General features: G+C 75.3%; 4 protein-coding genes. All 4 read left to right on the top strand.

What is annotated here, in order from left to right:
- The 4 genes from ACZ56V_RS18885 to ACZ56V_RS18900 are packed head-to-tail and all read left to right on the top strand — an operon-like array spanning position 1 to position 24,168.
- On the top strand, positions 1-255 hold the full coding sequence (locus ACZ56V_RS18885; RefSeq protein ID WP_157953365.1) for an acyl carrier protein: 255 nt from the start codon (positions 1-3) through the stop codon (positions 253-255).
- On the top strand, positions 252-1,880 hold the full coding sequence (locus ACZ56V_RS18890) for an AMP-binding protein (protein ID WP_468943577.1): 1,629 nt from the start codon (positions 252-254) through the stop codon (positions 1,878-1,880). Before ACZ56V_RS18885 ends, ACZ56V_RS18890 begins: the two co-directional genes overlap by 4 nt.
- Positions 1,877-22,936 carry an SDR family NAD(P)-dependent oxidoreductase gene (locus ACZ56V_RS18895; protein ID WP_468943580.1) on the top strand — a complete coding sequence of 7,020 codons (21,060 nt, stop codon included), beginning with the start codon at positions 1,877-1,879 and terminating at the stop codon, positions 22,934-22,936. Before ACZ56V_RS18890 ends, ACZ56V_RS18895 begins: the two co-directional genes overlap by 4 nt.
- Positions 22,933-24,168 (top strand): hydroxymethylglutaryl-CoA synthase family protein, encoded by a 1,236-nt coding sequence (locus ACZ56V_RS18900; protein ID WP_398916454.1) that lies wholly within the window; start codon positions 22,933-22,935, stop codon positions 24,166-24,168. Before ACZ56V_RS18895 ends, ACZ56V_RS18900 begins: the two co-directional genes overlap by 4 nt.
- Positions 24,169-24,179 lie beyond the last annotated feature (11 nt).

The following is a 24,179-nucleotide window of genomic DNA, read 5'->3' on the forward strand; positions in this document are numbered from 1 at the left end:
GTGGCGACGAACTGGGACGAGACCTTCGAGAAGCTGGTCAGGGCCGCACTCACCGACTACCCCCCGACCGCCGCGCTGCGCGCCGACCTCCCGCTGCCCGCGCACGGCCTGGACTCCCTCGGCATGGTCGGCCTGTCCGCCCGGCTGGAGGACGCCTACGGCATCGAGTTCCCCGACGGGGCCCTGGCCCCGGCCAGTTTCGCCACCCCGGCCGACCTGTGGCGTGTGGTCAGCGGCTGTCTGGCGGACCGGTGACGCCCGGCGCACCGGGCACCCGGCCGGGCGCCGCCAGAATGCTCCAGGACTGGTTCGCCGACGGCCTCGCCCGCAACCCCGACGGCCCCGCCCTGCGCATCCTCGACCGCCACTGGACCTACACCGAGGTCGACGCGCTCGCCCGCACCTGGGCCGCCGCCGTCGTCGCGGCCGCCGAGCCGGGCGCGCCCGTGGCCGTGCTCGCCGCCAAGACCCCCGAGGCGTACATCGGCCTGCTCGCCGCTCTGCACGCCGGCGCCCCCGCCGTACCGATGAACCCGGAGAACCCGGTGACCCGCAACGCCGCCGTACTGCGGGCCGCCGGCTGCGGTGCCGTGATCGCCGCCCCGGACGCGGCGGGGCAGGTGGCCCGCCTTCTGGAGTCCGCACCCGTCCACGTCGCCCTGGCCCCGGGCACGGACCGCACCGCCCTGCCCGCGAAGCTGCCCAGCGCCGTCGGCGGAGCCCGCGTCCTGACGGCGGAGGAACTGTCCGAGCCCGGCGCCGGGCTCGGCCGGCGGCCGGCCGCGGGGACGCCCGACGACCTCGCCTACATCCTCTTCACCTCCGGCTCCACCGGCACCCCCAAGGGCGTGCCCGTCAGCCACGGGAACGTCTCGGCGTTCCTCACCGCCTCGCTCTCCCGCTACGGCGTGCGGCCCGAGGACCGGTTCAGCCAGGTCCACGAGACCACCTTCGACCTGGCGATGTGCGACATCTTCCCGGCCTGGGCCGGTGGGGCGTGCGTGTGCGTCCTGTCCCGGCTCCAGGCCCTGGACCCGGCACGCTGGGTGCGCCGGTACGGCCTGACCGTCTGGCACAGCACCCCCAGCCTCGCCCGCGGCCTGCAGCGTGCCGACCGGCTCGCTCCCGGGAGCCTCGCCGGCCTGCGCCAGTCCGTGTTCGCCGGTGAGCCCCTGCACCTGGACACCGCGCGCTACTGGCAGCGCGCCGCGCCCGACGGCGTCCTCGACAACATCTACGGCCCCACCGAACTGACCATCGCCTGCACCGCGTTCCGCTGGCATCCCGGCCAGGACCTGTCCGCCCCGGACTACGGGGCCACCATACCGATCGGCGTCCCGAACACCGGGATGGAGGCGATGCTCCTCGGCCCGGACGGCACGCCCGTCGACGGCACCGGCGAACTCGTCATGACCGGACCCCAGATGTTCCGCGGCTACCTCGAACCGGCCCAGGACGCGGGCCGGTTCCTGGAGCACGGCGGCCGGCGCTGGTACCGCACCGGGGACCAGGTGCGCGCCACCACGCACGGCTTCGTCCACCTGGGCCGCAAGGACGCCCAGGTGAAGGTCAACGGCTACCGGGTGGAGGTCGGCGAGGTGGAGGCGGCCCTGCGTGACACCTCCGGCACCGACGCCGTCGTGTTCGCGCTCGCGGCGCCCGGCGGCACCCGGCTCGTCGGCTACCTGCTCGGCGACGCCGAACCCGACACCACGCACCTGGCCGAACGGCTCGCCGACCGGCTGCCGCCCTACATGCTGCCCCGACACCTGTGGTGGCTGCCCGACGCACCACTGAACACCCATGGGAAGACGGACCGGACCCGGCTGCGCGAGGACGCCGTCCGCCGGCTCGGACACGAGGGGGAAGCCACGCCGTGAACGACCCGATCGAGTGTCATCTCTCACTGCCGCACGACGACTTCATCATGCAGAACCACCGCATCCACCAGGTGTCGGTGATGCCGGGCGCGACCTTCCTCGACATCGTGTACCGCATCCTGCGCGCCCAGGACCTGGACACCGAGCGGGCGGCACTGCGGGACGTGCTCTTCGCCGAGCCCATGGCCACCGCCGTGGGACGCGACCTCGCCGTACGCGTCACGATCGGCGCCCCGGACGCCACCGGCGCCCGCCCCGTGGAGGCGGCCGGCGCGATCGTGGCACCGGGCACGGACCCGGCGACGGCGGAGTCCGACGGCATACCGTGGCGCCCGCACTTCTCGGCCCGCCTCGAGTTCACCGACGAACCCCCGCCCCCGCCGATCGACCCGCGCGCCCTGCTCACCCGCGCCCGGGGGAGCAGGGACATGGCCGAGCTGTACCGGCAGGCACGGACCGAGGACATCGAGCACGGGCCGCCCATGATGGGCTTCGGCGAACTCCACCTCCTCGACACGGGCGGTCTGCTGGCCCGCCTCGAACTGGACCCCGCCTCCCGGGACCAGGAGAGTGCCTTCCACCTGCACCCGGCGAAGCTCGACGCCGCCACCCTGGTCACCTTCGGCCACCGCCCGCCGCGAGGACCCGACCCGTTCATCCCGGTCCACATCGCGAGGTTCCGCGCCCCGCGGGCGGTGACCGGACCCTGCTGGGTCCACGTCCCGACGGCCGAGACCGTCGCCCCGTCCGGCGACCTGATGCACAACGACTGCCTGGTCTACGACGAACAGGGCCGCTTCGTCGCCGAGTTCACCAAGCTGAGCTGCAAGCGGGTGCGACACGCCGGACTCATCACCCGCCTGCTGGACACCGCGCCCGCACCGCCGGAGCAGCGGTCCCGGCCCGCCGCCGCGACCGGCGGCGATCCCGAGCAGCGGCTCGCCGCGCACCTGCGCACCCTGATCGGCGGCCTGCTGGGCCGGACTCCGGACGCCGTGGACCCCCACCGGGGCTTCTACGAACTCGGCCTGGACTCGGTGACGCTGCTCGCGCTGAGCACCGAACTGGAGAAGGCCGTCGACGGGCGCCTCTACCCGACGCTGCTCTTCGAGCACCCGGACGTCGCCTCCGTCGCCCGCCACCTGGCCCAGCGGCACACCGTCACGCTGCCGGCCGAGGACCGGCCCGCCGCGGCACCGAGCGCGGCGACGGACACCGCCGCCGCGCAGCCGCCGGGGCGGCCCGCGACACCCCCGGCATCCGCTCCGGGCCTCGGCCTCCACCGACCCCGCTGGGTCCCGCGGGCCGCCACCCCCGCACCGCAGCCCTCCGGCGACCTGCTCGTCGTGACCGCCGACCCCGCGCTGCCCGACGCCCTTCGCCACCGCGCCGCCTCCGGCCGGCGCACGGTGCACGTGCTGCCCGCCACCGCCTACCAGCGCACCGGGACCGACACCTGGCACCTGCCCACGGGCAGCCGCGCCGACTTCGGACGGCTGCTGGACGAACTCGCCGCCGAGGGCGCCGTCCCGACCGTCCTGGCCGTCTGCCCCGCACCCGCGCCCGGCCCCGCCGCCGACACCGCCGACGCCTACGACGTCGTCTGGTCGCTCGCCGGCGCGCTGGCCGCCCGCCCCGCCGACACCACCCGCGAACTCCGCTTCCTGTACCGCGCCGACCACGAGGACGCAGCCCCGCAGCACGGCGCGATCGGCGCCCTGGCCCGGGGCATCACCGCGGAGAACCCGGCCCTGCGCTGCCGCAGCACCTGCGTCGTCGGCGCGCCGGACGCGGAGGAACTCGCGGACGTCCTGCTGGCGGAGGCGGCCGACGGCGGCGAGGACAGCGAGAGCTTGCACCGGCACGGCGAGCGCCACGTACGCCGCCTCACCCCGCACAGCCTCGACGGACCGGAAACGCCCGCCCTGCCCCGGGGAGCCGTCTGCCTGGTCACCGGTGGGGCGGGCGGCATCGGCTCGCTCCTGGCCGAGCACCTGGCCGGCACGCACGGGGCCCGTCTGGTGCTGTGCGGGACCCGGCCGGCCGACGCCACGACCACCGCCCTGCTCGACCGCTGCGCCGCACGGGGCGGCGAGGCGCACTACCTGCGCGCGGACGTCTCCCGCCCCGAGGACGCCGCCGCCGTCGCCGCCCGGTGCCGCGAGCTGTACGGCCGTATCGACGCGGTGCTGCACTGCGCCGGCCGCACCGACGACGCCCTGCACTTCCGCCGGGACCCGGCCGAGACCCACGCCGTGCTCGCCCCGAAACTGGCCGGCACCCTCCACCTCGACCGGGCCACCGCCGACAGCGACCCGGCCCTGTTCGTCCTGTTCTCCTCGCTGTCCGCGGTCGTGCCCAACACCGGCCAGTGCGCCTACGGCTACGCCAACGCCTTCCTCGACGCCTTCGCCGGCCACCGGGCGGCCGACCCCGCGCGCACCGGACGCACCCTGTCCCTCGCCTGGCCCTACTGGGCCGAGGGCGGCATGCGCGCCGACGCCGCCGCACTCGCGCGCTCCGCCCAGTCAGGGATGCGGCCGCTGCCCACCGGGACCGCGCTCGGCCTGCTGGACCGCTGCCTGGCCGGTCCGGACACCCCGGCCCGGCTGGTCGCCGTACACACCGAAGGGAACGCGGCCGGACCGCTCGCGACCGGGCTGTTCGCCCCCGCGCCGGACCGGGCCGCCCCGGCGCCGTCGGCCCCCGTGGCCGCGCCCGCACCCGCGACCCCCTCGGCCCGCGGGCGGAGCACCCGCCCGGTACCCGGACCCGTGGCGATCGTCGGTGTCGCCGGGCGCTACCCCCAGGCCGCCGACCTGGACGCCTTCTGGGCCAACCTGGCGGCCGGCCGGGACTGCGTCACCGAAGTACCGCCCGACCGCTGGGACCACGACGCCCTCTTCGACCCCGAGCCCGGCCGGCCCGGACGCACCTACGGCCGTTGGGGCGGCTTCCTGGCCGGGATGGACCGCTTCGACCCGCTGTTCTTCGGCATCTCCCGGCGCGAGGCCGAGCGCATGGACCCGCAGGAACGGCTGTTCCTGACCATCGCCTGGCAGACACTGGAGGACGCCGGCCACCCGCCGGAGTCCCTCACCGCCGAGCAGGTCGGCGTCTTCGCGGGCGTGATGTGGAACCACTTCCAGTTCGTGCCGGACCCCGACGACGAGGCCGCTCCGGTGGCCCTGCACTCCTCCGTCGCCAACCGCGTCTCCTACACCTTCGACTTCCGGGGCCCCAGCATCGCCGTCGACACCGCCTGCTCCTCGTCGCTGACGGCGCTGCACCTCGCGGTGGAGAGTCTGCGCCGCGGCGAGAGCACCTGCGCGCTCGCCGGCGGTGTCAACCTCATGCCGCATCCGCAGAAGTACCTGCAACTCGCCCGCGGACGCTGGCTGTCCCGGGACGGCAGGTGCCGCGCCTTCGGCGAGGGCGGGACCGGCTACGTACCCGGGGAAGGGGTCGGAGCGGTCCTGCTCAAGCCGCTGGACCGGGCCCTGGCCGACGGCGACCACGTCCACGGCGTCATCCGCTCGGCCCGCGTCAACCACAGCGGCCGCACCAGCGGGTTCACCGTGCCCAGCCCGACCGCGCAGGCCGCGCTCGTCGCCGACGCGGTCCGCGAGTCCGGCTCCGACGTGCGCGACCTCGGCTACGTCGAGGCCCACGGCACCGGCACCTCGCTCGGCGACCCCATCGAACTGGACGGCCTGCGCACCGCGTTGGCCACCTTCTCGCCCGGGCCCGAGCACGTGGCCATCGGGTCGGTGAAGACCAACATCGGCCATCTGGAGAGCGCGGCCGGCATCGCCGGACTCACCAAGGTGCTGCTCCAGTTCCGGCACGGCGTCCTGGCACCCTCGCTGCACGCCGACACGCTCAACCCGCACCTCGACTTCGGGGACGGCCGGCTGGCGGTGCAGCGCGGTGCCGCGCCCTGGCCGCGACCGTCCGGCGGCCGGAGGCTCGCCGGAATCAGCGCCTTCGGCGCCGGCGGCTCCAACGCCCACGTCGTCCTGGAGGAGCCGCCGGCGGTCCCGGCCCGACCCGCACCGAGAGGCCCTCGGCTGTTCGTGCTGTCCGCCAAGGACGAGGAGGCCCTGAGGGAGCGGGCCGCCGCCCTGCTCGCCCTCCTCACACCGGACACGGAAGGGCCCGGGAGCGCCGTCGCCAGGGAGCCCGCGCCGATCCGGTCCCTGGTCGCCCGGCGCCTCGCGGTGCCCGAGGAGTCCCTGGGCGGTGGCGAGACCTTCGAGGACCTCGGCCTCGACCCCGCGGGCCGGCTGGCCCTGGCCCACGACCTGGCCGCACACACTAAGACCGAACAGGCCGTACCGGCGGCGGAGTTCGCGGCGGCGGTGCACTCCGGCACCACCCTGGAGGAGGCCGCCGAGACCTGGGCCGACCTGACCGTGGCGGCCCGCGCGGGCGAGCACGGTCTGCCGAGGCTCGACGACCTCGCCCACACGCTCCGGGTGGGCCGCACGGCGATGCCGGTCCGGTTCGCGGTCGTCGCCGACGATCTGCCGGAGCTGCGCGCGGCCCTGGAAGGCCTGGTCAAGGGCGCCGAACCGGGGCCCCGCGCCTACCGGGGGACCGCGTCGGCCGAGGTCCGCACACCCCCGCGCGGGGCGGCGGCCACCGCGGACACCCTGGAGGACCGGGCCCGCCGCTGGGTCACGGGCGACACCGACGACGCCGAAGGGCCCGAGGCGGGTCCGCCTGCCCGTCGGGTGCCCCTGCCCGGCTATCCGTTCCGCGAGGAGAGCTGCTGGCCCGGCGGATGGACGGGACGGCCGGTCACGGACCGGGAGGCGGCGCCCGCGCGGGGCCCTGTCACGCCCGCCCCGGTCCCGGCGGAGCGCACCCCGGACGCTTCCCCGGTCACCGCCCCGGACCCCGCCCCGGCCCTCACCGGTTCCTCCCGCGACGACGGTGCCGAACTCGTCGTCCTGGACGGAGGGATCGGCCTGATCAGGATGAACTCGCCCATGTTCACCGAGCGGCTGCTGGGCGACCTGCGCGCGGCCTTCGACGCGGTCGCCGTGCGCACGGACGTCAAAGCGGTCGTCATCACGGGCTCCGACGGCGTCTTCAGCATGGGCGGCACCGCCGAGGCACTGGAGACACTGGCCGACGGCGAGGGACGCTTCACCGACCAGGCCTTCGTGTACGAGGGGTTGCTGCGCTGCGACCGCCCCGTGGTCGCCGCGATCGACGGGCACGCCTCCGGAGGCGGACTGGCCTTCGGGCTGTACGCCGACGTCGTGCTGTTGGCCGAGGAGAGCGTCTACAGTGCCAACTTCGTCGCGTACGGCTTCACCCCCGGTATGGGGGCCACCTACGTCCTGGAACGCCGGTTCGGCTCGGCCCTCGCGGACGAGATGATGCTCACGGGCAGGCCCCTGTCCGGCGCCGAACTGCACCGCCACGGTGCCATGGTGACGGTCCTGCCGCGCGGTGAGGTGCTGCCGGCGGCGCTGGACCGCGCCCGCGCGCTCGCCGCCCGGCCGGAGGGAGCCGTACGCCGTCTCAAGCAGGAACTGGCCGGCCGGGTGCTGGCCCGGCTGGACGAGGTGGTCGGGCGAGAGGTCCGGATGCACGAGGAGGTGCTCGGCACCGGCGCCCGCGACCGGGTCAGGGGTCACTTCGCCCGCGTGGAGGCGTTCGGGAGGCCGGGGGACACCACGGCGAGGACTCCCGGCCCCGCGCTCCCGCCCGAGCCCTCGGTGGCGCCGGCGGAGGAGGCCGTACCGGACGCCGTCGCCGGGCCCTCCGAGACCGAGGTGCGCGCGGACGTCGTCGCGTCCCTGGTGCAAGTCCTCTACCTGCGGCCGGAGGAGATCGACGACGAGCGGACCTTCGCCGAGATGGGACTGGACTCGATCGGCGCCGTCGAGGTCGTCCGCCACCTCAACGAACGGTACGGCGCCGGTCTGGAAGCCGTGGCGGTCTACGACCACCCGACCGTGCCGGCGATGACCACGGCCCTCCTGAGCGCCCGCCGCCGGACGGCGGCCCTCCACCGCGCGGCCCTCGAACCGGCGGCGCAGACCGAGGACGACGGCCGCGACACCGACACCGACACCGACACCGGCACCGGCACCGGCACCGACACCGGCACCAGCGCCGGAGGCACCGCCCCCGGTCCCACCCCCGGTCCGGAAACCGCCCCGCCGACCGCCCCGGGGCTCCGGCCGGTGCCCCCGGCGTCCAGCACCGCCGTACCGACCACGTCCACCACCCCTGCCCGGACGGTGACCCTGCGCCCGGTGCCCCGCCGTTCCCCGGCCGGGACCAAGGCCGTACCCGGTGAGGAGGAGCGGAGCCCCGACCCGGAACCCGAACCGGCCGGTCCACCGGACGGACCGGACGTCGCCTGCGCCGACATCGCGGTGATCGGCATGTCCGGCCGTTTCCCCGGCGCCGACGACCTCGACACCTTCTGGCGGAACCTGCAGGCCGGGCGCAGCGAGATCGCCGAAGTGCCTTCGGAACGCTGGTGCGTGGACCGCTGGTACGACCCGGACCGGTCCGTCACCGACCGCACCGACAGCAAGTGGGCGGCGCTGGTACGCGGAGCGGACGAGTTCGACCCCGCGTTCTTCCGGCTCTCGCCGCTGGAGGCGGAGGCCATGGACCCCCAGCAGCGCCTCTTCCTCCAGGAGGCGTGGAAGGCGCTGGAGGACGCCGGTCACGGCGCCGGCGGGACCGACCGGCCGACCGAACGCGGCACCCGGGACTGCGGCGTCTTCGTCGGCTGCGGCGCGGGGGACTACGCGGACCTCCTCGCGGCGGCCGGACAGGCCGACACCGGGCACGCCTTCCTCGGCTCCTCGCCGTCCGTGCTCGCCTCCCGCATCTCCTACTTCCTCGACCTGACCGGCCCCACCCTCGCCGTCGACACCGCGTGCTCCTCCTCCCTCACCGCCGTCCACCTGGCCTGCGAGAGCCTGCGCCGCGGCGAGTGCCGTACCGCCCTCGCGGGCGGCGTCGCCCTGATGTTCACCCCGCGACTGCACATCCGCTGCAGCAACGCCGGAATGCTGTCCCCCTCCGGCACCAGCGCCCCCTTCGACGCGCGGGCCGACGGCATCGTGCTCGGCGAGGGCGTCGGCGTGGTCGTACTGAAGCCGCTGGCACGGGCGGTGGCCGACGGCGACCACATCCACGGCGTCATCAAGGCCACCGGCGTGAACGGCGACGGCCGGACCAACGGCATGACCGCGCCCAGTGCCGCGGCCCAGACCGAACTCCTGCGCCGCGTCCACCGCGCGGCCGGCGTCACCGCCGCGGACATCGGATACGTCGAGGCCCACGGCACCGGCACCCCGCTCGGCGACCCGATCGAGGTGAAGGCGCTCCAGGACGCGTTCCGCCCCGACGGCCCGGACGACCCCGACGGACCCGACCGCGCCGCTCCCGCCGCGCCTACCCTGCTCGGCTCGGTGAAGGCCAACATCGGGCACACCACCATGGCCGCCGGCATCGCGGGCCTGCTGAAGGTCCTCCTGGCGCTCCGGCACCGCCGGATCCCCCCGACCCCGCACTTCAGCGAGGCCAACCCGGAGATCGACCTGTCCCGTGGCCCCTTCCGCGTACTCACCGGCGCCGAAGACTGGCACCCCGGCCCCCGCGGCACCCGGATCGCCACGCTCAGCAGCTTCGGATTCAGCGGCACCAACGCGCACGCCGTCATCGCCGAGGCGCCGCCCCGGCCGCCCGCTCCCGCCGAGGCCGCCGAGAGCGGCCGGGCCCGTCTGATCCCGGTCTCGGCACGCGACCGGAACGCCCTGGGCCGGGCCCTCACCGGGCTCGCCGACGCCCTCGAGGCCGAGGACGCGCCCGCCCTCGCCGACATCGCACTCACCCTCGGCACCGGCCGCACCCACTTCCCGCTGCGTGCCGCGTTGGTCGTCCGGGACCGGGCCGAACTCGTCCGCGCGCTCCGCGACGCCGCCGCGTGTCGCGAGGCGCCGTACGTGTACGCACCGGAGACCGCCGAGCCCTCTCTCCGGGCCCTCGCCGAGACGTACGCGCACGGCGGGCCCGTCGACTGGGCGGCCCTGAACCCCCGCGGCGCCGCGCGCCGGGTGCCGCTGCCCACCTACCCCTTCGCCCGCGACCGGCACTGGCTGCCCGGCGCCGGGCCGGACACCGGTGCACCCCGCCGCTCCGAGGACGCCCCCGGCACCCTGACCCAGGCCCTCGACCCGCGCGACCGCGTCGTGGCCGACCACCGGCTCGCCGGGCGGCCCGTGCTTCCCGGGGTCGCCGGTCTCTCGCTCGCCGTACGCGCCGCCGCCCGGCACGGGATCACCGGGGCCGTCCGCGTCTCCCGGGTGCAGTGGCTGCGCCCGGTGGAGGCAGGCGCCGTACCCGGCGTCCGGGTCACGACGAAGGAGGACCCGGACGGCGGAGTGACCTTCGAGCTGACGGCCGCCGACGGCGCACGGGTTCCGTGCGTCCGGGGCCGCGTGGAGCCGCTCACCGGCGAAGACGCCCCGGAGGGCCCGCTCCCCGTCGAGGCGGTGCGCGAACGCTGCCCGTCCTGGCACCCGGGGAAGGACCTCTACGCCGCCTTCGCCGCCGGAGACCTCGCGTACGGGCCCGCCTACCAGGCGCTGGAGGGCGTCTGGGCGGGCACCGACGAGGCGCTCGGCGTGCTGCGGGCCCCGGACACGCCCGCGGGAGAGGAGGCGTCCTGGCCGCTCGACCCGGCCGTCCTGGACGCGGCCCTCCAGACGCTGACCGTGCTGGTCCGCGACGCCGGCGACGGACCTCTCGTCCCCTTCGCGCTGCGGGCCCTGGAGGTACGGGCCCCGCTGCCGGCCCACGGCCACGCGCACGCGGTACGGGACGGCGCCACGTTCACGGTACGGGTGTCCGATTCCGGGGGCCGGGTGTGCGCGTCCTTCCTGGGAGTGGCGCTGCGACCGCTGCCGGTGGCGGACGACGAGCGGGAACCGGCGGCCGGACGACCCGAGACCCTGGTCCTCGTCCCGCGGCTGAGGGAGGCCGGTCCGCCGGACCGGGGGACACCCCCGGACGAGGGGACGACCTGGGTGTTCCACACGCCGGCTGCCCAGCCGCTCGCCGGGGCCCTTGCGGACACGGGGCGGTCGGTGACCACCGTCGCCCTCCCCGCCGCCGACGGCACCGCGTCCCTCGCGGTGCCCGACGGGGTGCCGGACACGGTCTACTGGCTCGCCCTGCACGACCCCGCCGAGCCGGTGCCCCTACCGGGTCCGGACCCGGCGACCCTCGGCCTGTTCCGGCTGCTGAAGACACTGCTCGGGCGCGGAGCCGGCAGCCGTCGGCTCGCCCTGAAGGTGGCACTGTCCGGTGCCGTCGCCGACGAGGAGCGCGGACCCGTCCAGCCGCACAGCGCCGGTCTGATCGGACTGACGCGGTCGGCCGCCGCCGAGTACCCCAAGTGGCGCGCGGGCTGCGTCGACCTGCCCCCGGAGCCGCCCGCACCGGGCGAGTCGGCGGACCTGCTGCTGGCCGAACCCTGCACGGAACCCCTCGTCGTCCTGCGGGGCACCCGTCGGCTGGTGCGCGACCTGGCCCCGCTGCCGGTCCCGCGCCCGGCCGGGCCGGGGAAGGCACTCCACGACGACGGCGCGTACGTCGTGATCGGCGGTACGGGCGGCATCGGCACCGCGCTCGCCCGCCACCTGGCCCGGCACCACCGTGCGCGGCTGGTGCTGGTCGGCCGCCGTCCGCAGGACGACTCCGTGCGGGCGCTGCTCGCCGAACTCGACGCGCTGGGCGGGCACGCCGCGTATGTGCGCGGCGACGTGGCCGATCCGGCCGACGCCCGGCGGATCGTCGCCGAGGCACGCGAGCGGACGGGCGGCCGGGTCGACGGCGTCTTCCACAGTGCCCTGGTGCTGCGCGACCGCACGCTGGCCGCCATGGACGAGGACACCCTCCTGGACGTGCTGGCGGCGAAGACGAGCGGCCTGACGGCGCTGACCGCCGCGCTCGACGACGAGCCGCCCGGCTTCCTGGTCTGCTTCTCCTCGGCGATCTCCTTCACCGACGCACCGGGACAGGCCAACTACGCCGCGGCCAGCACCTTCGAGGACGCCTTCGCCGGGTACCTGCGCGAGCGCTCCTTCCCCGCCTCGGTGATCAACTGGGGTTTCTGGGGAAGCGTCGGCGTGGTCGCGCAGCAGCGTCGCGTCGAGCGGTTCGCCGAGCTGGGCATCGGCTCACTGGACCCCGCCGAGGGCATCGACGCGCTCACCCGCGCCCTCGGGGCGGATCTCGCCCAGGCGGTCGTCGTGAAGGCCGACCGGCGGGGACTCGCCCTCCTCGGCGCCGAACCCGACGACACCACGGACGTCCTGGCCCGGGCCCGCGCCGGGTTCGCCGCACTGGAGCGGGTCGCGGCGAGCCTGCTGCGCGCCCGGCTGCCCGGAGCGGACGGCGATCCCGACACCGTCCTGGCCCGGTGGAGCGGCCGGCACCCCGAGGGCGGAGCCGGTGAGCGGCTGCTCCGGGCCGTGGTGGACCTGCTGCGGCGCTCCGGACCCGGGGGACCCTCCGCGCAGGAGGTGATCGCCCGTCATCCCGCCATGCGCCCGCACGTCACCCTCCTGCGGCGCTGCGTCGAAGCCCTGCCCGAGGTGCTCGACGGCTCCCGGCCGCCCACGGACGTGCTCTTCCCCGACGGATCCGTGGACCTGGTCGAATCCGTCTACCGGGGCCAGCCGTTGTCCGACCACCACCACCGGCTCATGGCGGCCCAGACCCTGGCCGCCCTGAGCCGCCACCGGTCGGCCGGCGGCGGGCGTCCGTTGCGGATCCTGGAGATCGGCGCGGGCACCGGCGCCGGGACGGCGTTCGTCCTCGACGCCCTCGAAGAGGCCCCGCACGGCACGGGCGGCACGGGCGGCGCTCCACCGGTGTCGTACACCTACACGGACGTTTCCGCCGCCTTCCTCGCGCACGGCGAGCGGGAGTTCGGACCCGGCAGGCCCCACCTGTCCTTCCGGATCCTCGACATCGAACGCCCGCCCGCGGCACAGGACTTCACCCCCCACGGCTACGACCTGGTCCTCGCCACCAACGTGCTGCACGCCACGGCCGACATCGGGCGGACCCTGGCCCATGTGCGCGAACTGCTGGCCCCCGGCGGCACGCTGCTGGTCAACGAGGTCACGCGGGCCTCCGACTTCCTCACCCTCACCTTCGGACTGACGCCCGGCTGGTGGGCGTTCCGGGACGCGGAGCGCAGGCTCCCGCACACACCCCTGCTGGGGCCGGACCAGTGGCACCGGGCGCTGACCGCCGGCGGATTCGGGCCGGTCCGGACCCTGGGCGTACCGGACACCCCCGTCGAGCGCCTGGACCAGTGCGTGTTCGTGGCCCGGACGGCTCCCGAGCCCGTCGCCCCCGAGGCCGCACCCGACGGCGCCCGGGTCCGCGCGTACGTGCGTGACGTCTTCGCCGAGGTGCTGAAGTTCGACCCCGGCGCGCTGGCCGACGAGGTCACCTTCGACAACTACGGGGTCGACTCACTGGTCAGCCTGCGCATCGTCAGCCGCTTCGAGGAGGACTTCGGAGAACTGCCCGCGACGCTGCTCTTCGAGCGGCTGACGATCGCGCGGCTGGCCGACTACTTCGCCGAGGAACACCCCGCGGCCGTCGCCGAGCTGCTCGCCCGCGGAGGCGCGCGCCCGGAGACACCCGCGCTCGCCGAGACACCGGCCCCGGACCCCCGACCACTGCCGGCCCCGGACCCCCGACCACTGCCGGGCCCGTCCGCGTCCGGGGACATCGCCGTGATCGGGGTCAGCGGCCGCTACCCGGGCGCACCCGACCTGGACACGTTCTGGCACAACATCGCCTCCGGCACGGCCTCCTTCAGCGAGGTGCCGGCCGAACGCTGGGACTGGCGGCCGACGTTCGACGCCCGGCGCGGCACGCCCCAGCACACCTACAGCCGATGGGGCGCCTTCCTGGACGGCATCGACCGGTTCGACCCCGCGTTCTTCGGCATCCTGGGCCGCGACGCGGCACACATCGATCCGCAGGAACGGCTGTTCCTGGAGACCGCCTGGAACCTGCTGGAGGAGAACGGTCACCTCGGTCCGGACACCCACGACCCGGACACCGGTGTCTTCGTCGGAGTCATGTACGGCACCTACGGACAGCTCGCGGCCACCGGCTGGCCCCGGGGCCGCCTGTCCGGCGCGCACTCGGCCCACTGGTCGGTCGCCAACCGGGTGTCGTACTTCTTCGACTTCCAGGGCCCGAGCCTCTCCGTCGACAGCGCCTGCTCGTCCTCGCTCACCGCCGTCCACCTGGCCTGCGAGAGCCTGCGGCGCGGCGAGTGCCGTACCGCCGTGGCGGGCGGAGTGAGCCTGATCCTGCACCCCGCCCACCATGTGTCGCTGAGCGCCCTCAACATGCTGTCCGCCGACGGCAGGTGCAAGGTGTTCGACGCCGACGCCGACGGGTTCGTGCCCGGCGAGGGCGTCGGCGCCGTCCTGCTCAAGCCGCTCGACCGCGCCGTCGCCGACGGCGACCGGATCTGGGCGGTGATCAAGGGGGGCGCCATGAACGCCGGCGGCAGGACCGGCGGCTACACCGTCCCCAACCCCAACGCGCAGGCCGCCCTCGTCCGCCGGGTCCTGGAGCGCACCGGCGTGCCGCCCGAAACCGTGTCGTACGTCGAGTGCCACGGCACCGGCACCTCCCTCGGCGACCCGATCGAGATCGCGGCACTCGGCAAGGCATTCGGCGCGGCCCCCCGCTCGACCCCCTGCGCGGTCGGCTCGGTCAAGTCCAACATCGGGCATCTGGAGGGCGCGGCGGGCATCGCCGGACTGACCAAGCTGCTGCTCCAGCTGCGGCACCGCCGCCTCGCACCCTGCGTCAACCTCGACACCCCCAACCCCAGGATCGATTTCGCCGGCGCGGCCCTGGAACCGGTCACGACGCTCACCGACTGGCCCGCGTCGCCCGACGGGACCCCCCGCCGGGCCGGCGTCAGTTCCTTCGGCGCGGGCGGCGCCAACACCCATCTGATCCTGGAGGAGTACCTCCCACCGCACACGACCGCTCCCGAGGTCACCGGACCGCAGCTCTTCCTGCTGTCGGCGCGGTCCGCCGAAAGTCTCCGCGTCTACGCCCGCCGCGTGGCCGACCACCTCGCGGGTCCGGACGGCACCGGGACCGCCCTCGCCGCCCTCGCACGGACCAGCCAGACCGGCCGCCGCCACTTCCCGGAACGGCTGGCGGTCGTCTGCGCCGACACCGACCGGCTCGCCGTCCTGCTGCGCTCCTTCGCCGACACCGGCCGTGCCGAGATCCCCGGCCTCGTCGTCGGCAGGGCCGCCCCCGGCCGGGGCGACCGGCGCCACGGGCCCGGCTCCGCCCTGCTGCGCGACGCCCGTGGCACCGATCCGGCGCAGGCCCTCGCGCGGCTCGGTGGACGCTGGGCCAGCGGTGACGACGTCGACTGGGCCGCGCTGTGGGAGGGGAGCGCGGTACGGCGGGTGCCGTATCCCACGTACCCCTTCGACCGGACCCGGCACTGGCTCGACACGGGCGTGGCGGACCCGACCATGGGAGGCACCACCACGCGGGAACCGGTTCAGGAAGCGGCCGGGACGCCGCGCCCCCCGTCGCGGGAAGACGGGTCAGGAGCCCTGCACCGCCTCGTTCCCACCCTGGAGCCCTGCCCTCAGGACGTATCCGTGCCGGTCGATCCGCCCCGCCGGGTCCTGCTGCTCGGACCGGACTCCTCCGTGCGCCGTGCCCTGGCCGAGGAGTTCGACCGCCGGGGCGCCCACTGCCTCGCGGTGAGCGCGGGCGAACCGGGAGCGGACGGCGCCGGGCCGGCCACCCCCGACGCCCTGCGCCGGTTCGTGCACGACCTGGCCGAACGCGACCTGCTGCCCGACACGCTCGTCCTGGCCTGCCCGCCGGAGGCCGGACCGCCCGGGCCCGGCACCGTCGCCGACGACCTCGACCGCGGACCCCACCCGCTCCTGTGGACGGCGGCGGCCCTGCTCGCCCGCGACCGCCGGGTGCGGCTGCGTACGGCCGTCGCCCACGGGCCGGCCGCGCGGCAACCGCAGTTCTCCGCGACCGGCGCCCTGCTCAAGTCGCTCGCGCTGGAGCACAGCGGCTGCACCGCGGTGACCCTCGGCTTCGAGACGTACGAGGACGCGGCGGCCGACACCGCCACGGCGGCCCGGTTCGCCGAAGCCGTCGCCGACGAACTGGAGCACTGCGGCGACGGTGTCACCGAAGTCGTCCACGACCGCGACGGGCGGCGGCACCTGCGCCGCCTCACCGAGCGGCCGGTGCCGCCCGGGACCGCCGACGCGCCACTGCCCGTCCGGGCCGGCGGTACCTACCTCGTCACCGGCGGCGCGGGCGCCCTCGGCCGGATCCTCGGCGGGCTCCTCGCCGACACCGCCCCCGTCAACCTGGTGCTCGCCGGGCGCTCACCGCTCGACGACGACATCGAGCGGCGCACGGCTGAGCTGTGGCGCGGCGGAAGCACCGTCTGGTACAGGCGGACCGACCTCTCCTCCGCGACGGACGTCGCCGGCCTGATCGCCGACATCCGCAGCCGTTACGGCACGCTGAACGGCATCGTGCACGCGGCCGGAGTGCACCGCGACGCCCGCGCCGTGGTCAAGACCGCCGCCGAATCGGCCGAGGTGCTCGGTCCCAAGGTGGCCGGCACGGTGCTGCTGGACCACGCCACCCGCGACGAGGACCTCGACTTCTACGTCCTGTGCGCCTCCCTGGTGGGAGAGACCGGCAACCTCGGACAGACCGACTACGCCTACGCCAACGCCTTCCAGCTGGACTTCGCCGAGGGCAGGGAGCGGCTGCGCGCACACGGCGAGCGCCCGGGGCGGACCGTGGCGATCGGGTGGCCGCTGTGGGAGGACGGCGGCATGGACGTCGACGACGCCACCCGCAGGCTCTTCGCCCAGCTCTGGTCGATGGCACCGCTGCGCACCGGCACCGGCCTCGCCGCCTTCCGCGCCGCCCTGACCGGCACCGACACCCGGTGGCTGCCCGTGGAACGCCTGCCCGTGGAGCGGACGCCGGTGGAGCGGACACCCGTGCCGCGGCCCACGTCCCCGGCCACGCACCCGACCACTCCGGCCGAGCCGTCCGCCGGGTACGAGAGGGAGGTACGTACGGACACCACGAGCGGCGCCCGGCACCCGGGCACCGATGCCCCGAACGAGGCGGTGAGGCGCCGACTGCGCGCCTTCACGGCGGAGTTCCTGCTGGTCGACCCGGACGAGGTCGACACCGCCGCCGAACTGATGGATCTGGGCTTCGACTCGATCTCGCTGAGCGAGCTGATCGTCCGCGTCAACGACCACTACGGCCTGGAACTGCTGCCGACCGTACTGTTCGAACACCCCACGCTGGACGACGTGGCCGCCCACCTCAGCCGCGAGCACCCGGCGGAGGTGAGCGCCGTGGACCCGGCCCCCGACCCGGACCCGGTACCGGCACCGGCGGTGTCCGCGGCACCCCGGCCCACGGCGGTGGTCCGGGACGATCCGAAGCCCGTCGCCCCGGCGCGGTCCCCGGCGCCGGCTCCCGCGAGCCGTCGCCGGGACGTGGCCGTGATCGGTATGGCGGGGCGGCTTCCGGGGTCGCCGGACCTGGACACCTTCTGGCGGCATCTGAGCGCCGGGGACGACCTGATCGGGCCCGTGCCCGCGGACCGCGCCGACCTGCTGGCGGACGCCGCCACGGCGGGCCTGCGCGGCGGGTTCCTCGCGGACGTGGCCGACTTCGACGCCGCGTTCTTCCGGATCTCCCCGGCCGAGGCCCGGCTGATGGACCCCCAGCACCGGCTGTTCCTGGAGACCGTCTGGCGCACCTTCGAGGACGCCGGACACCGGCCGGAGGACCGCGCGGGCACCTCGACCGGCGTCTTCGTGGGCATGGCCACCTCGGACTACGGCGAGCTGATCGCCCGGTCCGGCGCGGACCCCGAGGCCCACATGGCCACCGGAGTCGCCCGCTCCCTGGTCGCCAACCGCGTCTCCCACCTGCTCGACCTGCGCGGACCCAGCGAGACCGTCGACACGGCCTGCTCCAGTTCCCTGGTCGCCCTGCACCGCGCGGTCGGTGCCGTGGCCGGCGGCGAGTGCGACGAGGCGATCGCGGGCGGCGTCAGCCTGGCGCTGAGCCCGGGGCTGTTCCGGGTGTTCGACCAGTCCGGCATGCTGAGTTCCGCCGGACGCTGCCGCACCTTCGACAAGGACGCCGACGGATACGTCCGCGGGGAAGGGGTCGGCGCGGTCCTGCTGAAGCCGCTGGAGCGGGCCGAGGCCGACGGCGACCGCATCCTCGCCGTCGTCCGCGGCACCGCCGTCAACCACTGCGGGCGCTCGCCCTCGCTGACCGCCCCCAACCCGCGTGCCCAGGCCGACGTCGTGGTCCGCGCCCACCGTGCCGCCGGAGTCTCCCCGGCCACCGTCACCTACATCGAGACCCACGGCACCGGCACCCGGCTCGGCGACCCGATCGAGACCGAGGGCCTCAAGGACGCCTTCACCCGCCTGTACGGCGACTCGGGCGAACCCGTGCCCGCCGATCCGCACATCACGCTCGGCTCGGTGAAGACCAACATCGGCCACCTGGAGGCGGCGGCCGGGATCGCCGGGCTGCTCAAGGTGCTGCTCGCCCTGCGGCACCGCACCCTCCCCGCCCATCTGCACCTGCGGGAGACGAACCCCTACCTCCGGCTGGACGGCACACCGTTCCGCATCGGCACCACCACCACCCCGTGGGAGGGGGCCAAGGACGAGCACGGCCGCCCCTCCTGGCGGGCGGGGGTCAGCTCGTTCGGCTTCGGCGGCACCAACGCCCACGTCGTCCTGGAGGCCTGGACGCCACCCGACGACGCACCCCGGCCGGCCGGACGCGCCCAGGCGTTGCCGAGGGCCGAGTTCCAGCCGCGCCGCCACTGGTTCAGCGCCCCGGCCGTACCCCGGCCGGCGAGGACGGAGTCCCTCATGCCGCACCCCGAACAGGCAGCCACGACCACACATCCGCAGCAGGACACGAATCCCGCACCCGCCACCCGCCCCCGGGTACGGCTCCAACCCCTCGGCGCGACCGCACCGGCCGACCCCGAAGAGACCACCCCCGCGGAAGTCGCTTCGGAGAAAGCCGCTCCCGTCCGGCCGGCCCCGCAGACCCGCGTCGAGCACCCCGCGGAAGCGGACACCGCGTCACCGGCGGCACCCGCGACCGGAGACACCGGGCCCTCCGTGACGGAGATCCGTGCCACCGTACGCGGCCTGGTCGCCGACGTCCTCGGCCTGTCCGCCGCCGACCTCGCCCACGACACGCCCTTCGCCGACCTCGGCCTGGACTCCATCTTCCGCATGGACGTGGCCCGCGCCCTCAACGACCGGCACGGCCTCGACCTTCAGGGTGCCGAGCTGTACGAGCACGACACCATCGCCGCCATCGCGGACCACGTGCTGACGGCCATCGCCACGGGCGCGACCCGAACCGCACCGCGCGAGATCCCGCCGCCGCCCGCACCGGACGGCCGCGACGACGCCCGGGACGCCCTGCGCCAGGTGCTGGAACACGCCCTCGGCCGACCCTTCGACCCGGCGGTCACCTTCGAGGACAACGGCTTCACCTCCTTCGACATGCTCCGCGGTGTCAGTGCCCTGGAGACCGGCCTCGGCGCCCTGCCCAAGGCCCTGCTCTTCGAGCGGCCCACCCTCGACCGGCTCACCGACTCCCTGTGCGAGACACACGGCGAGCAGGCCGTCGCCGGGGTCCGGCCACCGGCCCCGCGGGAGAGCCCGGCACCCGCTCCCGGCCCCGACACCGGGGCCAGGACGCTCACCCGTACCGAGGCCGCCGCCGACCCCGAACTCGGTCCGGTCGTGGCGGAGTTGGAGCGGCGGTACGGCAGGGAGAGCGGGCTCGGCGGCCGTGACATCGCCCCGCACCTCTTCGTCGGCGCCGAACGCCGCGGCCTCTTCGCCCTGTCCAAGCGGGACCGGACCCTGCTCGTGTGGAACTACACCGGCCCCGAGGACCACTTCGCCGAGCTGGCCGCCGAGTACTTCGACCACGCCCGGCGCGCCGGCCTGCGACCCAATCTGCTGTCCCTGGTCCGCCTGGCGGAGGTGGGCGGGGAGCCCGTCACCGCGACCCCCTTCGGGGCCCTCCAGCGCATCGAGGACCTCGGCTCCTTCACGCTGTCCGGCGGCCGGATGAGCCGGCTGCGGTACATGGTCAAGCGGTTCGAGAAGGCCGGTGCCTGCCGTACGGTCGAGTACCGCAGCGGCGACGCCCCGGCCGTGGACGCGGAGCTGGCCGCACTCGTGGACCGCTGGGCGGCGACCAAGCAGATGGTCAACCCCTATGTGCGGCGGGTGCGCGAGGAACTGGCCGGCGGCAGGCTCGACGAGCGTCACCGGCTGTTCCTGACGTATCTGGACGACGCCCTGGTGAACGCCGTCGTCGTCACCCGGATCCCGTCGGAGAACGGCTACCTGCTCGACGTCGAGTTCTACCCCGGCCACATGCCGCTCGGCGGGCTGGAGTTCGCCCTCGTGCGGATCCTGGAGCGACTGCGCGAGGAGGGCTGCGAGGTCTTCAGCTTCGGCGCCAGTTTCGGCGGCGAGCCGGGCACCTCGCCCAACGCGTCCGAGGCCGCCGTACGCGCCCTTGCGGAGCTGCGGGACGCCGGCATCTTCGGCGGCGGCAACTACCAGTTCAAGAACAAGTTCCGCCCCGAGAACCGGACCCTTTACCTGGTGCAGCCCGAGGGCGACGGGGCCAGCGAGGTCAGCGACGTCATCCTGATGATCGCGGACCCGGCGGCCCCCGCGGCCGGCGCCACCCCCGCACCGCGCGAACCCGACCCCGACCTGGCGCCGCGCGCGGCCCGGCTGTCCGCGCACGGCCACAATCCCGTCCGGCTGCCGCACCTGGCCGTCGAACTGGACCTGATCACGGACTCCTGGGCGGACCGTGCCGATCCCTGGCAGCGTGACAGGACACGGGCGCTGGGCGAACTGGCCGACGCCGCCGGGGTCACCGGGGAGGAGCCGCCGGCCGTGCCCTGGCTGCCGTTCGCTCACCGGTTCTTCGCGGCGTCCGGCCGTGCGGCCGAGGAGCGGGTCTGCAGAGCCTGGCCGGGGCCGCGCGGCCGGGTCCTGCACGCCTCGGCCTTCCCGACCTGGCTCGGCGCGCTGACGGAACACGGCTTCGACCCGTCGATCGCGCTGCCCGTCGTGGGCGAGGGCCCCTGCGCGGCGGACCTCCGGCTCACCGCACTGGAGGACGCGCTGGACCGGTATGCCGGGCAGGTGTCCTTCGTCCTCGTCGAGACCGCCACCAACGCCCACGGAGGCGCCCCGCTCTCCCTGGAGAACCTGCGCGGCGTCGCGGAGCGCACGCGGGCCCGCGGCGTGCCGCTGCTGGTGGACGCCACCCGGCTGCTGGACAACGCGCTGCTCGTCTCCGGCGCCGACCGGGGCCGGCCGGCCCGGGACCCGTGGGAGGTGGTCCGCGAGATGCTGGGCCTCGCCCAGACGGTGACGTTCAGTCTCTCGAAGGACTTCGGCGTCGACGGCGGCGGACTGATCGCCACCGGCGACGAACGCCTGGCCGAGCGGCTCACCGAGCGGATGCTGGAACGCGGCCGGGAACCCGGCCTGTCCGCACGCCGGCTGCTGTCCGCCGCCCTGCTCGACCAGGAGTCCACGACGCGGCTGGTGACCGAGCGGGTGGCGAACGTGGCCGCGTTCCGGCAACGCCTGGAGCTGGGCGGGGTGCCCCTGGTACCCGGCCCCTCCGCGCACTGCGTGCTGCTCGACATCGACAAGGTCGCCGCCGGCAGCACGCTCCGCCACCCCGTCGCCTCCTACCTGGCCGGGATCTACGCGGCCACCGGTGTACGCGGCGGCCCCCACCTCACCCCCGGCGCCCGCCTCGCCGACGGCTCCGCACCCCAGGAACGGCACCTGATCCGGCTCGCCGTACCGCTGGGCATGGACCGCGAGACCCTGGAACGGGGCGCCGACCGGATCGCCGCGCTCGTCGCCGCTCCGGCACCGCTGCCGGACCTCACGGAGGTCACCGGCACCCCCGGGCCCGCCGCACTGCGCTCCTACCACCCCACCGACGCCCTGCCCACCGACATCCGCGAGGCCCTGGAGGAGGGCCCCGCACCCGCCACCACCGCGTCCGCCAACCACGACGTGCTCATGGAGCGGGTCCCCGGGGTGCGGCGGCACCTGCTGCCGATGGCCGACGGCACGGTGGAGGTGTTCGACTGCGGCAGCGGCCCGGCCGTACTCATGCTGCCGCCGTTCAACATCGGCGGCGGTGTCTTCGCCGACCAGATGGCGGCCCTGTCCGACCGACACCGGACACTCGTCGTCCACCACCCCGGCGTGGGCGCCACCACCGCCGCGGACGACATCTCGCTGCCCGGCATCGCCGGCCTCTACGCCGACGTCCTGGACCGGCTCGGCGTGCGGGACCCGGTCCACGTGGTGGGCACCTCCTTCGGCGGTCTCCTCGCCCAGAGCTTCGTCCTCGCCCATCCCGGCCGGGCCGCGTCGCTGGCCCTCGTCTGCAGCTCGTACCGCTACGCCAACCGCGTGGGCGAGGTGAACCGCCTGGCGGACCTGGTCGCCGAGGACCTGGACCGGATCGTCGCCGCCGGGGCCGAGGACGTGGCACGGCACCGCGCCGAGTACACCGAGCGGCTGCTGCGCTGCGAGAGCATGGCCCCGCACATCGGACTGCGCTACCTGGACGTCTTCGCCCAGCAGCCCGACCTGCTGGGGCGGCTCGCCGACATCGCCGTACCCACCCTCGTCGTGGCCGGCGGTGTCGACGCCGTCGTACCGCGCAAGACCTCGCACCTGATGCACGGCGCCATCCCCGACGCCCGCTACCACGAACTGCCGCTGGCCGGACACTTCCCGACCGTCACCGACCCCGACGGGGTGACCGCCGCCCTGGCCGCCTTCCTCGCCGAACTCGGGGAGGAGCGATGACCGGGTACGGCATCGAGGCCCTGGACGTGTACGCGGGCAGCGCGGCCGTCAGCGCCCGCGCGGTGTTCGACGGACGGGGCCTGGACCCGCGCCGCTTCGACAACGTCGCCTCCGACCGGCGCTCGGTGGCGCTGCCCTTCGAGGACCCCGTCACCCACGCCGTCAACGCAGCACGTCCCCTGCTGGAGCGGATGGCTCCGGCCGACCGCGACCGGATCGAACTCCTCGTCACCACCAGCGAGTCCGGCATCGACTACAGCAAGTCCATCGCCTCCTACGTCCACGAACACCTCGGCCTGCCGCCCACCTGCCGCATGCTGGAGATGAAGCAGGCCTGCTACGCGGCCACCGGCGCGCTGCAACTCGCCGTCGGCTACCTGGCCGCCGGACTCTCACCCGGCGCGAAGGTGCTCGTCGTCGCCACCGACATGTCCCTCGCCGACGAACGCGCCCAGTACGCCGAGCCGGTCACCGGTACCGGAGCCGTGGCGCTGCTCGTCGGCGACCGGCCCCGCGTTCTCACCGCCGACCTGGGCGCGTTCGGCGTGCACGCCTTCGAGACCCTGGACTCCGCCCGGCCGGGTCCCGACCTCGACATCGCGGACGCCGACCGGTCGCTCATGGCCTACCTGGAGTGCTTCTCGCGCAGCTTCGCCGACTACCGCTCCCGCGTGGAGGGCGCCGACTTCGCGACCACCTTCGACCTGCTCGCCCTGCACACCCCGTTCTCCGGCATGGTCCGGGCCGCCCACCGCAGGCTGCTGCGCGAGGTGTACCGCAGCTCCGCCGACGCCGTGGCCGAGGACTTCGAACGCCGGGTCGCGCCCTCCCTGGTCCACCCCGGCCAGACCGGCAACCTCTTCTCCGGCTCGCTCTACCTGGCCCTGGCCAGCGCGCTCGACCACACCGCGCTCGACGGCCCCGCACGCGTCGGGCTGTTCTCCTACGGTTCCGGCTGCTCCTCGGAGTTCTTCAGCGGCGTCGTCGGCCCCGAGTCGGCCGCCGCCGTCGCCGAGGCACGCATCGGACCCCGGCTGCGGGCCCGAGCCGACCTCGACTTCGCCGAGTACACCGCGCTGCTCGCGGAGAACACCGCCTGCCTGCGACCCGTCCCCGACCGCGACATCGACCCCGGCCGCTACGACGCCCTGCTGCGCCGGGCCGTGGACCGTCCCAAGCTCCTCGCCCTGACCGGCGTACGCGACCACCACCGCCAGTACGCGTGGATCTGACGAACCGGAGG

It is taken from the genome of Streptomyces sp. NPDC034099, from assembly GCF_055575415.1.